Source organism: Bacteroidota bacterium, from assembly GCA_037133915.1.
GTDB lineage: Bacteria > Bacteroidota > Bacteroidia > Bacteroidales > CAIWKO01 > JBAXND01.
Map to the genome: position 1 here is coordinate 52226 of JBAXND010000006.1, position 14338 is coordinate 66563.

Consider the following 14338-nt stretch of genomic DNA (forward strand, 5'->3'; position numbering starts at 1 on the left):
ACTGTATGTTGTTCAGAAGTCTATTTCGAGGAGCGCAGGACAGTGGTCGGAGTGTTTTGCTTCGGGAAGTATGGCGGCTCTCATCAATCGTTTTTCGAGCGGCAGACTCGCCATGTTATAGTCGATACGCCAGCCCAGATTCTTACCACGTGATCCGGCTCTGAAACTCCACCAGGTGTAATTGTGCGGCTGGTCGTTGAAATGACGGAAGGTATCAATAAATCCACTGTCGGTAAAACGCGTCATCCATTCACGTTCTTCGGGTAAAAATCCGCTGCTGTTGGCATTACGAACGGGGTCATGAATATCAATAGGTTTGTGACAGATGTTATAGTCGCCGGAAATGATGAGGTTCGGACGTTCTTTTTTAAGTTCATTCGCCCAACGGTGAAAGTCTTCGAGCCACTGCATTTTGAAAGCCTGGCGCAGCTCACCACTGGTGCCTGATGGATGATATACACTGATAACGGTAAGGTCGCCATAATCGGCACGAATCACGCGTCCTTCATCATCGTATTTGCTGATTCCCATACCGGCGGTTACATTATCGGGCTCACGTTTGGTGAGGATGGCAACACCGCTGTATCCTTTTTTTATTGCAGAGAACCAGTATGTGCGGTATCCGGCATCTTCAAAATCAAACAGCGGAACCTGCTCAGGCTGCGCCTTGGTTTCCTGCAGGCATACTACATCGGGATTTGTGGCTGTGAGCCATTCAATAAAACCTTTTGAAAGCGCTGCACGGATGCCGTTGACGTTATAGGTTATAATTTTCATAAAAGTTTAATTGATATGGTTTTTCATTTTTTCCCGTTCAGGGCATAATACTCATCGAGCAGCTGCTGTGCCGCAATATAAGAACTGATGCGGTGTTCGCGGATATCCAGCAGAACCTTTTGCAGCATGTTCTTAATATCTTTATCGTTAAAGAAATCATTCCGTAACCGGCCTTCAATGGTGTCGTACATGCGCACTTCGGCCTGTTCGAGTCGCTTGCTTTCAAAATAGCCGTTCATCCTTGTAAAACTACAGTAATCTTCTATCTTCTTCCATGCTTCTTTGATTCCCGAACGGTCAATCGCAGAACACAACGCTACTTTGGGTCTGAGACCTGATGGCGGAAGCGGGAACAGGTTCAGCGCACGTTCGTATTCTGAACGGGCCAGCATTGCTTTTTTCAGATTGCTGCCATCAGCTTTGTTGATAACAATGCCATCAGCCATTTCCATAATGCCGCGTTTGATGCCCTGTAGTTCATCGCCGGCTCCGGCAAGCATCATGAGCAGGAAGAAATCGACCATGGAGTGAACGGCCGTTTCTGATTGACCAACGCCGACCGTTTCAATAAAAATAGTGTTGAAACCTGCGGCTTCACAAAGCACCACCGTTTCCCAGGTCTTGCGTGCCACACCCCCTAAAGTTCCTGCCGAAGGCGAAGGGCGAATAAAAGCATTGGGGTCGGTTGCCAGATCTTCCATGCGCGTTTTATCTCCAAGTATGCTGCCTTTGCTGCGGCTGCTGCTCGGGTCAATGGCAAGTACGGCAAGCTTGTGACCTCTGGAAGTAAGCCAAGTGCCCAAGGCTTCAATAAAAGTACTTTTACCTACACCGGGGACTCCGGTAATTCCAATTCTTAATGATTTCCCCGAAAAGGGCAAACATTTTTCAATCAATGCCTGTGCCATAAGCTGATGGTCGGAACGTGCGCTTTCGGCCAATGTTATGGCTTTGCTAAGGAGCATGCGGTTTCCTGAACGGATACCATTGAATAAATCATCAATATTCAGCGGCTCATTCTTTTTCCCTTGCATGCGTATAACGGCTTCATCGTTTAGTTGCGATGGCTGCGCTACTCCGGGGAGCACCTTCAGTGCGGAAGCTTGTTGTTTAGGTTTACGGGGCATCGGGGCATCGTTATTATCTGTAACAAAGATAGTAATAATTCGGGCGAGCCTATTTCATCATAAGAGCGGATTTTTTCTCAACTTTCAACATCCACTTTTCTATCGTCACTCTAAAGATTTGAAATATCACAGTATTGCTGAAAAGATATCTTTGAAATTGATAATACCGAGCAGTTGCAAAGAAGTAATAATAATTACGGCGACAATGACCCAGCGAATAAAATTCGCGCCCTTGTTCACTGCAAAATGCGATGCGAGCCATGCCCCACCAACATTTCCGATGGAGATTATCAGACCGTATTGATAATTCACCTGCCCGTTGAACATGAAAACCACCAGCGCGAAGGGAGCATAGGCAAGCACAATAAGATTCTTGATGGCATTGGCTTTTACGAGGTCGTATCCGCCCGACATTACCAGGAATGCGATAAGAAAAAAGCCAACCCCCATGTGAATGAAACCGCCGTAAAATCCAATCAGAAAAAAAACAACAAGCTGAAAAACCGAGATTCTTTTTTCGATGAGGTCGGGTCTGCTTTTGAGCCAGCGTTCAGGTTTATACAGGATAAAGAACAGCATCATAATCATCACCAGAGCAATTACCTTCTGCATCATGGATTCTTCGAAATGTGCGGCTATCATGGCGCCCAGCACCGAGCCCAATACAGTTGGCACAGAGAAACCAAGTCCTTTCCGGGTGTCGAGCAATTTTTGCTTACGGAAACTGATAACAGCCACAAGTGTCTGAAATACTACGGCTACGCGGTTTGTGCCGTTTGCAACCGTTGCCGGAAGACCCAGAAACAATAGCAATGAAACAGTGATGATGGTGCCGCCACCCGCAAGTGTATTGATGAAACCTACCAGGAATCCCGAAACAATCAGTGCAACAATCTCTGCCCAGTTCATACACAATAATTGAGAGTGCAAAGGTAGAGAATACCGAAACGTAGACCGAAAAATTGTGCTATAACAGCTACACTATCGGCATTAAATCATCTTTTGAAGGAGTAATTCATAGAAAGTAACGGTATAACTTCTGTTGTCCGGATTCTGCGGTTTGCGCTGTTACCCTTTTTTTAACGTAAACGTGAAAGTGGTTCCCCTGCCGGGCGAACTTTTTACATTGATAGCCTGCTTGTGCGCTTCAATGATGTGTTTAACGATAGCTAATCCAAGCCCGGTGCCTTTTTTCTCGCGGCTTCGCCCCTGGCTCGTTCTGAAGAAACGTTCGAAAACCCTGGGAATATCCTCTTCGTTAATTCCCATACCGTTGTCTTCTATTTCGGTCAGGACATTCTGGTCCATATCGTAAAAACTGATCAGGGTGCGGCCATTCTGCATTCCATACTTAATGGAGTTCTCGACGAGGTTGGCCATTACGTGACGAATGCGCTCTTTATCGGCACTCACCATGACAGGTGTCGCGCTGTTTATCACCAGGCTAATCGAACGCTCACGGGCATTCATCTCATAAAAATCAACAATTTCGCGTGTAAGCGCCACCAGATCGAATTTCTGATACTGAAGTTTAAGCACACCCGATTCAAGCTTGGAAATAGTCTCCAGATCGTTGATGATGGCAACCATACGGTCGATATTCAATTCGGTACGCAGCAGGTATTCACGATTGATGCTGGCATCTTCCAATCCACCTTCGAGTAGTGTAAGCACATAACCCTGAATGTTGAAAATCGGCGTTTTCAGCTCGTGCGAAACACTTCCGAGAAAATCACGGCGGTATTTTTCAAGCCTCCGCAAATCTTCTATTTCCTTATTCTGTGCATTCGCCCATTGTTCCACATCTTTCTCAATCTCGCCGTACCAGTCACCTTCAATCACTTTTTTACTGGGTGCATCCTTGGTTACCATGAGGTCGTGAATAGTACGATAGATAACTTTAATGCGGTTGTAAATAAACTTTTTCAACGACCACCGCAGCAAAATAAATGAGAACACAAAAACGCAAACAGCAATAACCATCAAACCCAACCATTCAATATTTCCGTTAACGTACAGGCCGAGAATAATATTGATACAAACCACAAATAAAGTGATGAGAAGCGAAAGATTGAACGCAATAATGATTGGATGGTTCTTCTTCATAAAAATTTATAATTCAAATTTGTATCCCACGCCTTTCACAGTTACAATGCGTGAAATGCCTGATAATTCTCGCAGCTTACGAATATGAACATCAATTGTGCGGTCGCCCACTATAACCTTGTTTCCCCAAATAATATGAAAAATTTCCTCCCTTGAAAACACTTTTCCGGGCTTTGAGGTAAGCAGCAATAATAGTTCAAACTCTTTGCGCGGAAGCACAATTTCCCTCCCACGGTGTATAATGATGTAGCGTTCGCGGTCAATCACCAGCTCACCCAGTGTGATGCGGTTATTGTTCACGTCATCCGTACTATTTACAACACGGCGGAACATTGCTTTAACTTTACTCAGCAGTACCGCCGGCTTCACCGTTTTATTGATGTAATCGTCGGCACCTGATTCCAATCCTTCTATTTGTTTGTAATCTTCGCTGCGTGCCGTCAAAAACATAATAAGTATTTTGCTGAGCGACGGCTCCCTGCGCATCAGCCTGCATGCTTCGATACCATCCATGCGGGGCATCATGATATCGAGTATTACTAATTGTGGTAGTATTTCTTTGGCTTTTTCGAATGCGTCAAGCCCGTCTTTGGCCGTATGCACGGTATAGCCTTCGCGACGGAGATTGTATCCCAGAAATTCAAGAATATCATCTTCGTCGTCTACCAACAGTATACTGCCGTTTTGTTCCATCCGGTATTATTTTTTGACACGCTCAATCATATTTACCGCTTGCTGCCCGGCCTCTTTCATTCTTCGGCCAAGCGACACAAATCCATGATTTTTCAAAATAAAAAAGTCGGAATTCACAAGCCTGCCAATGCTTTCTGCAAGTTCAACAGAGCCGTATGGAGCCTCTTTGTCTGTTACCGGAATACCGAGAGTAGCAGCGCTCTCCATCAGTTCCGTACAGTGACCATGAAACACAGCGTTAACATCGGGGCGCTGACTGTAAATCGTATAATGAAGCATGCTTTCCGACGAAGGTTCGCGAAGGCCGTTCACCATCACCTTGTTCTGAAAAGTCTGACACGCGGTCACTTCCACAAATGATTCATTACACAAAGCATCCTTAAGCCCTATCGCTGTGCCTGTAATTATAAAACTGTTACTTCCTGTACGGAAGCTGAGGTTTCCGTACGAACCGCCCGGATATGGCGGTGCAAGCCCCTTTTCATCGAACAGCTGACACCACATCCTGAGGTCGTCAAGCAAACGATGCTGCAGTGTAATCCTGTTACGGAAAACGGTTGTGAATTTAACACCTGTGTATTGTTCTCCCGACATCATGAAAATATTCCCGGCGAATATAAGGAAATTCTTAAAAACAGCCGGACTAAGCGATATTCAGCGCGGCAATTGCTTCGACCGTAGGTTCAATGATGCCTTTCTCGGTAATGATTTTTGTGATGAATTTTGCAGGAGTTACGTCGAAGGCAGGATTGCATGCCCCCGAACCGGGTGAGCAAACCAGTATTTCTTGCATGTTTCCGTTTCGGTCAGGACCAGTTTGATAGAGCACTTCATTCTCTGTGCGCTCCTCAATAGGAATGTTTTTTCCGTTGTTACAATTCATATCAAATGTTGAAGTCGGAGCGGCTACATAAAATGGAATTCCGTATTCCTTTGCAGCTATAGCCTTTTCAAGCGTCCCTATTTTATTTGCCGTATCACCGTTTGCGGCAATGCGGTCGGCGCCAACAATCATCATATCTATTTTCCCTTGCGACATAAGCCACGCACCGGCATTATCGGGAATGATTTGATGCGGGATGTTCTCATTCTTCAGTTCCCATGCGGTAAGTCTTGCACCCTGACTGCGTGGCCGCGTTTCGTCGGCATACACAAAAATATTTTTGCCTTCTGCCGCAGCAATATATACAGGTGACAGCGCGGTTCCGTAATCGGCAAATGCCAACCAGCCTGCATTGCAATGTGTTTCAATCCTGTAACCATCTTTTATCAGCGTATTGCCAAAGTGCCCGATTGCACGGCTTGAGGCAACATCCTCGTTGCCCAGTAATTCAGCCTCTTTTATGGCAGCAGCAAGACTTTCCATTCCGGCGGCGTACACACGGTCAACCGCATAGAACAAATTACGCGCAGTAGGACGTGTGGCTTCAATTTCAGCTTTAGCGTTGCGGAGAAAATCATCGAATCCAACAGCCGGGGCTTCCATGAATGCCTGTGCCATGGCATAACCGGCTGTAACTCCAATCGCACCTGCTCCACGAACAATCATGGTCTTGATGGCCATGCAGGTTTCTTTATAACTGCGAGATTCAAAAATTCTGAATTCAAATGGAAGCAGGTTCTGCTCTATCATCATAACGGTATTTCCTTCGAGCCAAACCGTTCTGTAATCCTTACCGTTAACTTTCATAAACAAATATTTTTGTTTTCATCTCCACACTATTCTGTTTTTTATCTTAAGTCTGTCGTCTTACGTCTTTCTTCAATCGTACCAGCTTGCGTACATCATGTAGTTATCGGAAATGCGTTTTACCTGACCTTCCAGCAACTCTTTATTGATAGACTTTACTTTTTTTGCAGGAACACCGGCATACACACTGCCCGATTCAACGAGCGTACCTTCTAATACCACTGCACCTGCCGCAATTACACAGTTACTTTCTATAATTACGCCGTCCATTACAATGGCACCCATCCCGATGAGAACATTATCATGTATAGTACAGCCATGAACCACCGCATTGTGCGCGATGCTCACATTATTGCCAATAGTTACAGGCGCTTTCAGGTATGTACAGTGAATGATGGCATTATCCTGAACATTCACATTATTACCGATGCGAATGGAATGTACATCTCCGCGAACTACTGCATTGAACCAGAAACTGCAGCTGTCGCCGGTTATCACATCGCCTGTGATTGTAGCATTATCAGCCAGCCAGCAGCCTTTACCAAACTGCGGAGCGACTCCTTTTACCTTTTTTATCAATGCCATATTCTGTAATTAAAAAATCAGGAATTGTTGAGTTTCGGATAATCAATTGAATAATGCAGCCCCCGGCTTTCCTTGCGGTTCATCGCCATTTTAATAATGAGATAGGCTACGTTTATCATGTTACGGACTTCGCATATCCGCGATGTGAGTATTGACCGTTCGTAGAGTTCCTCAGTCTCTGTGTAGAGCAGATGTAGCCTGTCCATAGCGCGTTTCAGCCGGAGGTCGGAACGGACAATGCCCACATAATTACTCATAATCTCGCGCAGTTCTTTCAGTGTCTGGGTAATCAGAATCATTTCTTCATTCAGCACTGTTCCTTCGGCATTCCAATCGGGGATTTCATTATTAATGCTTACAGATTCAAGAATTTCAATACCGCTGATGGCTGCACGATGCGAAAACACAAGGGATTCAAGCAGTGAGTTGGATGCAAGACGATTCGCGCCATGCAATCCTGTGCAGGCACATTCGCCCGTTGCATATAAATTACGAATGGAGCTGCGGCTGTATTCGTCAACCGCAACTCCGCCGCAGGTGTAGTGTGCCGCAGGAACTACGGGTATCATTTCTTTTGAAATATCGATGCCGATACTCAGGCATTTCGCATAAATCGTCGGGAAATGCTGTATCAGGTCATTCTTACGGATATGGCGGCAATCAAGACATACATGTTCATCGCCGCTGAGCTTCATCTCGGTGTCGATGGCGCGTGCAACAATATCACGGGGAGCAAGCGATTCGCGGGAATCGTATTTCTTCATGAACTCCTCGCCTTTTATTGTTTTGAGGATGCCTCCAAACCCCCGCATGGCTTCGGTTATCAGAAACGATGGACGTTCTTTCGGATTGTAAAGAGCTGTGGGATGGAATTGTATAAACTCCATATTGTCAACTTTTCCTTTTGCCCGGTAAACAAGCGCAATGCCGTCGCCGGTGCTCACTTCGGGATTTGTTGTATTGCTGTAAATATTTCCGGCGCCACCTGTAGCTATCAGTGTAATCTTTGAAAGTATCGTGTAAATCTTTGTCTCTTCGGGATTCAGCACGTATGCGCCATAGCAGGCAATATCATTGGTTCGCTTGTTTACAGGGATTCCCATATGATGCTGCGTAATAATATCTACGGCAAAATGTTTTTCAAGCACTTCAATGTTTGGATGCTTTTTAACCTGCTCTAATAGTACTTTCTCAATTTCTTTTCCTGTACTGTCTTTGCTGTGTAAAACGCGGTGTTCAGAGTGACCGCCTTCTTTGGCAAGGTCAAACTGTCCAGACTCATTTTTATCAAATTGTGTTCCCCAGTCAATAAGCTCTTGTATGCGTTCCGTTGATTCATCAATCGTAATCTTCACGATGGCTTCGTTACACAATCCGGCTCCGGCGCTTATGGTATCGCGAATATGTTTCTCGTACGAATCAGGACTGTACATCACTGCCGCGATGCCACCCTGGGCATATCGTGTGGACGATTCTTCCGCATTGGATTTTGTAACTATAATAACCTTCCCGTGTTTCGCAACTTTCAGCGCGTAACTAAGTCCGGCAATGCCGGAGCCTAACACCAGGAAGTCTGTTATCCTTCTCATTTCAATTGATTTTATCAGCGTAATAGTTCTGTTAAATTTGATTCACCTCCAAATAATTTCTCTATCGGATCTTCAAGTATCTCTTTCATTTTTACAACAAATCCCACCGATTCCTTTCCATCAATAAGCCGGTGATCGTACGACAGCGCGATGTACATCATCGGCAATATTTCAATAACACCATTCACCACCATAGCACGGTCGGTCACTTTGTGCATGCCGAGAATGGCTGTTTGCGGCGGATTGATAATTGGCGTTGACATCATCGATCCAAAAATGCCACCGTTGGTAATAGTAAAAGTGCCGGCAGCAAGGTCGTCAAGTGTGATACGGTTTGCCGCTGCACGCGCGGCAAAATCTTTGATTTGCACGTCAATATCGCGAACATTCAGTTTATCCGCATTCCTTACCAATGGAGTTATTAAGCCTTTCGGACTGCTTACGGCAATGTTGATGTCAACATATTTATGGTACACTATTTCTTCTCCGTCTATTCGTGCATTTACTGCCTGAAACCCTTGTAATGCAAGCGCAGCAGCCTTTGCAAATATAGCTGTATATCCGGGAACGGCTCCAAATTTTTCAATAAACCGTTGTCCGTAAAGAGTTTTAAACTCAGCAATTTTTTTCATGTTCACCTCATTAAACGTAGTGAGCATGGCCGTTTCATTCTTAACAGATACCAGCCTTTCAGCAATCTTTAACCGTAGTGGCGACATTTTTTTTCGTTCCGTTTCGCGACCCGGTTCTTCTAATTTATTTTCCTTTACAGGAGATAAAACATCTTTTTTAGTTATACGCTGCCCCGACGGTATGTTCTGAAATTTCCCGGTATCTATTTTGTTTTCTGCTATTATTTTTTTTGCAAGCGGGCTTATGTGTATGTGTTTTTGTTCCGGGAGCACAGTTGCTGGTTGTGGCTTAACAGGAATGTCGGCAGTTATTGTTTCCGGAATCTCTGAACCGACCTCCATGGTGGCCACCACATCACCAACATTTACGGTGCTTCCTTCGTCAACAAGCAAGGTAATCCTGCCGGTAACAGGCGCGTAAAGGGCCATAGTCGCCTTATCCGATTCCACTTCGGCAATTTCGGCATCTTTTACCACCAACTCATTATTCTTAACGAGCCAGGCTGCAATTACAACCTGAGTGATGGATTCTCCGGGGCTGGGGATTTTTATTTCCATGAAAATCGCTAAGCGTGGTTTGTGTTTTTCATGGTAACTTGTGTGAGCTTTTCATACAATTTACCATCAAATATTTATATTGACTTTATTCATTGAAATGCACGTTCAATTATTTGTCGCTGCTCTATCTTATGCACTTGTGCCGAGCCTGTGGCAGGGCTTCCGCTTTCGGGACGGGCAACTAATATAAACGGACTGAACGTTAAACTACGCATCATGAATGGTCCTGCGCCCATATTGGCAGGCTCTTCCTGAACCCATAAAAATTCAATGGCTCCTCTATAACGACTCATGATTTTTTGAAGTTTTTCCGTATCAAGCGGAAAAAGCTGTTCAATTCTAATTATAGCAACCGTGTCAATTCCATTTTTATTACGTTCATCTGCAAGTTCGTAATAAATTTTTCCCGTACACAAAATGATACGCGTAATTTTTTCGGCTGCAGTTGTCGCATCATCCATAATTTCACTAAAACTGCCCGCAGTAAATGCTTCCGGTGAGGAAACACATGCCGGATTCCGGAGCAGGCTTTTAGGGGTAAAAACAACCAGCGGCTTGCGGAAGGGTCTGTGCAGCTGTCTGCGCAACAAATGAAAATAATTTGCCGGCGTACTGCAATTTGCAACGGTAATGTTATTCCCGGCGCACAGCACCATAAAGCGCTCCAAACGCCCGCTGGAATGCTCCGGCCCCTGACCTTCGTATCCGTGCGGGAGCAACAATACCAAGCCATTCATAACATTCCATTTTTCTTCGGCACAGGTAAGAAACTGGTCAATGATAATCTGACCGCCGTTGCCGAAATCGCCGAACTGTGCTTCCCAAATAGTGAGCCCATTCGGTGTGGCAAGAGCATAACCATACTCAAAGCCCAGCACGCCATATTCCGAAAGCAGTGAATTATAAACATCAAATTTTGCCTGACTGTCAGATATGGTATTCAACGGAATAAATTCCTCTTCCGAATCTTCGACCGTAAGCACGCTGTGACGCTGACTGAAGGTGCCCCGTTTCACATCCTGACCACTCAAACGCACAGGAAACCCTTCCTGTAAAAGACTTCCCATAGCAAGCAATTCTGCCATGGCCCAGTCAACATTTCCGTTTTCAGAAAGCATTGCACGACGGTCTGATTGCAGCTTCACGATTTTTTTAAAGAAGGTTTTTTCTGCCGGAAGTTGCGTTATTTTAGTGCCTATTTCGTTCAAAAGTAAGGGTGCGATACCTGTTTCAAATTCTTTGTGAATAATCGTGGTGTCGGCACGAACTATTCCTGTCCACAGATTTTCGAGAAATGCTCTAATCGTTGCATGCGTTTTTTGTTTTGATGCAAGATACCCATCCTCAAGCATCCTGTCAAACTGCTCTTTTATTAAGGCCGTTTCGCTTATGCCAATAACCCCCTCATTTCTGAGTTTTTCAATATAAATATCCAGCAGATTCGGGTGTTTCTCAATAATCTTGTAGAGAAGCGGCTGCGTATAGCGGGGTTCATCACTTTCATTATGACCATAGCGTCGGTAGCACAACAGGTCGATGAAAACATCTTTATGAAATTTTTTGCGGTAATCCATGGCAAGCAGCACAGTATAAACAACCGCTTCCACGTCATCGCCGTTCACATGAAAAATAGGCGACTGTATGGTTTTCGCCACATCGGTACAGTATATACTCGAACGTCCGTCCTGATAGTTTGTCGTAAATCCAATTTGGTTGTTCACAACAATATGTATGGTTCCTCCGGTTCTGTAGCCTTGCAGTTCAGACATCTGAAGCAGCTCATATATAACTCCCTGCCCTGAAACTGAAGCGTCTCCGTGAATAAGTATGGGAACGACTTTGCTGCCGGTACAATCATTATATTTATCGGTTTTGGCACGCACAATACCTTCAACTACGGGTCCTACAGCTTCAAGGTGCGAAGGATTAGGTGTAAGTGTAAGGTGCACCGGACGGCCTTCGCCGGTTTCATAATCGGATGAATATCCCAGGTGGTATTTTACATCTCCCTGAAGATAATGGTCTTCAAAGGGTGCTCCTGCAAATTCGGTAAATATAGCTTCGTATGATTTATGAAGAATATTGGCCAGCACATTCAGTCTGCCACGGTGTGGCATGCCTATAACAAATTCCAGACATCCATGCGCGGCACCTTTTCGAATTACGGCATCAAGTGCAGGTATCAACGCTTCTGCACCTTCGAGAGAGAAACTTTTTTGTCCCGGATAACGGGTATGAAGATAGCGTTCAAACAATACCGCCTCACTTACTTTATGCAGTATCATTTTTTTCTGCTCAGCACTGAATGCGGACTTGTTCCGGCGGCTTTCCATATTCTGCTTCAGCCAGCTAACAATTTCCGGACGGCGGATATACATATATTCTACGCCGAGGTGGCTGCAATAGGTGATTTTTAACTCTTCAACTATATGCCTTAAAGTTGCCGCACCCAATCCAAGTTCGCTTCCGGCAGCAAAAGTCCGGTCAAGGTCTTTTTCAACCAGTCCGAAATTTTCGATATCAAGTGTAGGTGAATACTGACGGCGTGTTCGTACCGGGTTTGTAAGCGTAAAATAATGACCGCGCTCACGGTATGCATTCACCAGATTAATTACTTTCACCTCATCGTCAAAAGCACTGCCCGCAGAGCTTTTCTTCAAGGGATATTGCTTGCGGGCAAATTCGAAACCTTCGAAAAAACGCTGCCAGCCGGGGTCTACTGCTGATGGGTTTTCGAGATATTGGCGGTGCAATTCGTCTAAATAGAACGCATTTGCATTTTCGAGGTAAGAAAAATTGTCCATTTACGGAGCATTTCGGTACTGTATCGCAAAATTACGGATAATTATGCATCAGGTACCGATGCTATTGCAGAAAGATGATTTTTTGCATTTAATAGATCTCGTAACCGGAAAAGTCGAGTCCGATATCTTCCTTGAACAAATGCTGAACGCCATTGCTGTTTCTGATAAACACTCCAGGGAAGACATTTTTTTGTAAATAGCGAACATCACCAAAATTCAGAGAATTACCCATCGTTTTTCCCTTTAACAAAAACCGGATGAACGCTTCCATATACTCATAAAATAATTTCAGATTCAGCCCATTTACAATCGTTCCGTAACAAAATTGCAGTCTGTCAAGGTAGGGAACCAGTGACGAGACATCCTGTCCAAGTATAGAAAAGGGGTAATCAGCCGTCATGCGGAGACCGGCATCGGTTTTTCTCAGGAATTCGAAATTATTCAGATAAATAAATTTGTCATCAAAGTAGCTTCTGTGTGCATGGTACCATAAAGGAAGATGCTGCGTTCCGGCAAAAAGAAGCGAATCGTTGAAATCAGGAAATTTTTCATCGGCATAAAACGGCAGAACTTCATTTAGCCCGAACAAATAATCTTCGGAAAGCCATTTATAGGTGTTTGCCGATGCATTAAAAATAGTTTTAAAGTGCCTGGCCAGATGTGAGCGTACTGAAAGGCCCGCGGCACCAACAAAATATGGTATAAACTTTTTATTCAAGGGATGTTCGAAACCCCAGATGTAGACGCCCGGCTTATCGGTTTTTTTTTGTAAACTTCCAACTTCAAGATCTTTGAATGGAAACGGACCATTGAAGGATAGTTGTAATTGTCTCATAGAATTGGATTAATGTCCAATAATTCACATTCCTTCACTTCTATTGTTTTTATTGTACCGAAAACTCTCTGCAATTCCAACCTGCCCGAAAAAGTTTATTTGAACGATTCTCGCATATAGAATCCCTTATTCTGAGCCCAGCCGTCGTAGTATATTTCACAGCTAAAATCTTTAAGTATTTTTATATCGCGAAGAATCGTTTTTTCACTCACATTGAAAATATTTGCAAACACTTTGGTATTTGCATATCCTCCTTTTTTCGTGAGTTCCTTGTGCAGATACCACACTCTGAAAATTCGTTTTTTTGTTCGGTCAAATTGTGTGTAGGCAAACGTATTGTTCATATTTTGCCGCATCACTGCCGGGCAATTATCATGGGCCTTTTCAATGCTCTTTTCCAGGAACAAACTATCGGGAACCTCATCCAGTTTGACTACGAAATTTTTTAACGGATTTGGAATTCGGTGCCTGTTTGTACCAACAATAAGAATTGTCTGCTCATAGTCGGCCATCACTCTGGCCATTTTATTCAGATACTCAGTGAGTGGAGCATTGAGCTTCGATGAATCGAGAATCACATAAAAACACGGAATGCCGATAATATCGGCGTCGCATTCGGCAGTTACCAAACGCAACCCAAGTTTCTCTACGGCTGTTCTGACCCGCTCCTTCAAACTATCATCCTTCGTCCATATCAAAACAGTTTTATCCATATCAGCTAGTTTATTAGAGTAAAATCAGCGCCAAATGTTCATAAAATAATCATATACAGTATTTGCGAAAACACTATATATACATTCGTATTTCATGAAACGAACCCAAAAATATATAATGAAGTAGTGTTATAAAAATTTGGTCGGACAACATTGTGTCCGAGTAATGAGAAAAAAATTAATGTGAAGAAAAAACAAGGCAGAATTGGGCGAAGAAGAAAGGAAACTG

At 44.2% G+C, this 14338-nt stretch carries 13 protein-coding genes; all 13 read right to left on the minus strand.

Going from position 1 to position 14338, the window contains the following annotated elements:
- Positions 1-12 precede the first annotated feature (12 nt).
- The 13 genes from WCM76_03490 to WCM76_03550 all read right to left on the minus strand — a co-directional run bounded on the left by WCM76_03490 (position 13) and on the right by WCM76_03550 (position 14109).
- Positions 13-777 (minus strand): exodeoxyribonuclease III, encoded by a 765-nt coding sequence (locus WCM76_03490; protein MEI6764678.1) that lies wholly within the window; start codon positions 775-777, stop codon positions 13-15.
- Between the two features lie 23 nt (positions 778-800).
- Entirely contained in the window at positions 801-1904 is a 1104-nt protein-coding gene (meaB, locus tag WCM76_03495; GenBank protein MEI6764679.1) for a methylmalonyl Co-A mutase-associated GTPase MeaB, read from the minus strand.
- A gap of 126 nt (positions 1905-2030) precedes the next feature.
- Positions 2031-2813 carry a sulfite exporter TauE/SafE family protein gene (locus WCM76_03500; GenBank protein ID MEI6764680.1) on the minus strand — a complete coding sequence of 261 codons (783 nt, stop codon included), beginning with the start codon at positions 2811-2813 and terminating at the stop codon, positions 2031-2033.
- Between the two features lie 159 nt (positions 2814-2972).
- Entirely contained in the window at positions 2973-4010 is a 1038-nt protein-coding gene (locus WCM76_03505) for an ATP-binding protein (protein MEI6764681.1), read from the minus strand.
- Between the two features lie 6 nt (positions 4011-4016).
- The gene (locus WCM76_03510; protein MEI6764682.1) at positions 4017-4703 is read right to left on the minus strand and encodes a response regulator transcription factor; all 687 of its coding nucleotides are present in this window, start codon (positions 4701-4703) and stop codon (positions 4017-4019) included.
- 6 nt (positions 4704-4709) lie between these two features.
- Positions 4710-5297: a class II aldolase/adducin family protein gene (locus tag WCM76_03515; GenBank protein MEI6764683.1), complete on the minus strand. Its 588-nt coding sequence runs from the start codon at positions 5295-5297 to the stop codon at positions 4710-4712.
- Between the two features lie 49 nt (positions 5298-5346).
- On the minus strand, positions 5347-6393 hold the full coding sequence (gene mtnA, locus WCM76_03520; protein MEI6764684.1) for an S-methyl-5-thioribose-1-phosphate isomerase: 1047 nt from the start codon (positions 6391-6393) through the stop codon (positions 5347-5349).
- A gap of 72 nt (positions 6394-6465) precedes the next feature.
- Positions 6466-6978, minus strand: a complete 513-nt coding sequence (locus WCM76_03525; GenBank protein MEI6764685.1) for a gamma carbonic anhydrase family protein — start codon at positions 6976-6978, stop codon at positions 6466-6468.
- A 17-nt stretch (positions 6979-6995) separates the two neighbouring features.
- Positions 6996-8567: an L-aspartate oxidase gene (gene nadB, locus WCM76_03530; GenBank protein MEI6764686.1), complete on the minus strand. Its 1572-nt coding sequence runs from the start codon at positions 8565-8567 to the stop codon at positions 6996-6998.
- Between the two features lie 14 nt (positions 8568-8581).
- Positions 8582-9757 (minus strand): dihydrolipoyllysine-residue succinyltransferase, encoded by a 1176-nt coding sequence (sucB, locus tag WCM76_03535; protein MEI6764687.1) that lies wholly within the window; start codon positions 9755-9757, stop codon positions 8582-8584.
- Between the two features lie 89 nt (positions 9758-9846).
- Positions 9847-12561, minus strand: a complete 2715-nt coding sequence (locus WCM76_03540) for a 2-oxoglutarate dehydrogenase E1 component (protein MEI6764688.1) — start codon at positions 12559-12561, stop codon at positions 9847-9849.
- Between the two features lie 88 nt (positions 12562-12649).
- Positions 12650-13396 carry a hypothetical protein gene (locus WCM76_03545; GenBank protein MEI6764689.1) on the minus strand — a complete coding sequence of 249 codons (747 nt, stop codon included), beginning with the start codon at positions 13394-13396 and terminating at the stop codon, positions 12650-12652.
- Between the two features lie 95 nt (positions 13397-13491).
- On the minus strand, positions 13492-14109 hold the full coding sequence (locus WCM76_03550; GenBank protein ID MEI6764690.1) for an HTH domain-containing protein: 618 nt from the start codon (positions 14107-14109) through the stop codon (positions 13492-13494).
- Positions 14110-14338: the final 229 nt, after the last annotated feature.

Bases quoted from the DNA above. Each gene is read 5' to 3' on its own strand.
- WCM76_03490 (MEI6764678.1), bottom strand. From the start codon at position 777: ATGAAAATTATAACCTATAACGTCAACGGCATCCGTGCAGCGCTTTCA.
- meaB (MEI6764679.1), bottom strand. From the start codon at position 1,904: ATGCCCCGTAAACCTAAACAACAAGCTTCCGCACTGAAGGTGCTCCCC.
- WCM76_03500 (MEI6764680.1), bottom strand. From the start codon at position 2,813: ATGAACTGGGCAGAGATTGTTGCACTGATTGTTTCGGGATTCCTGGTA.
- WCM76_03505 (MEI6764681.1), bottom strand. From the start codon at position 4,010: ATGAAGAAGAACCATCCAATCATTATTGCGTTCAATCTTTCGCTTCTC.
- WCM76_03510 (MEI6764682.1), bottom strand. From the start codon at position 4,703: ATGGAACAAAACGGCAGTATACTGTTGGTAGACGACGAAGATGATATT.
- WCM76_03515 (MEI6764683.1), bottom strand. From the start codon at position 5,297: ATGTCGGGAGAACAATACACAGGTGTTAAATTCACAACCGTTTTCCGT.
- mtnA (MEI6764684.1), bottom strand. From the start codon at position 6,393: ATGAAAGTTAACGGTAAGGATTACAGAACGGTTTGGCTCGAAGGAAAT.
- WCM76_03525 (MEI6764685.1), bottom strand. From the start codon at position 6,978: ATGGCATTGATAAAAAAGGTAAAAGGAGTCGCTCCGCAGTTTGGTAAA.
- nadB (MEI6764686.1), bottom strand. From the start codon at position 8,567: ATGAGAAGGATAACAGACTTCCTGGTGTTAGGCTCCGGCATTGCCGGA.
- sucB (MEI6764687.1), bottom strand. From the start codon at position 9,757: ATGGAAATAAAAATCCCCAGCCCCGGAGAATCCATCACTCAGGTTGTA.
- WCM76_03540 (MEI6764688.1), bottom strand. From the start codon at position 12,561: ATGGACAATTTTTCTTACCTCGAAAATGCAAATGCGTTCTATTTAGAC.
- WCM76_03545 (MEI6764689.1), bottom strand. From the start codon at position 13,396: ATGAGACAATTACAACTATCCTTCAATGGTCCGTTTCCATTCAAAGAT.
- WCM76_03550 (MEI6764690.1), bottom strand. From the start codon at position 14,109: ATGGATAAAACTGTTTTGATATGGACGAAGGATGATAGTTTGAAGGAG.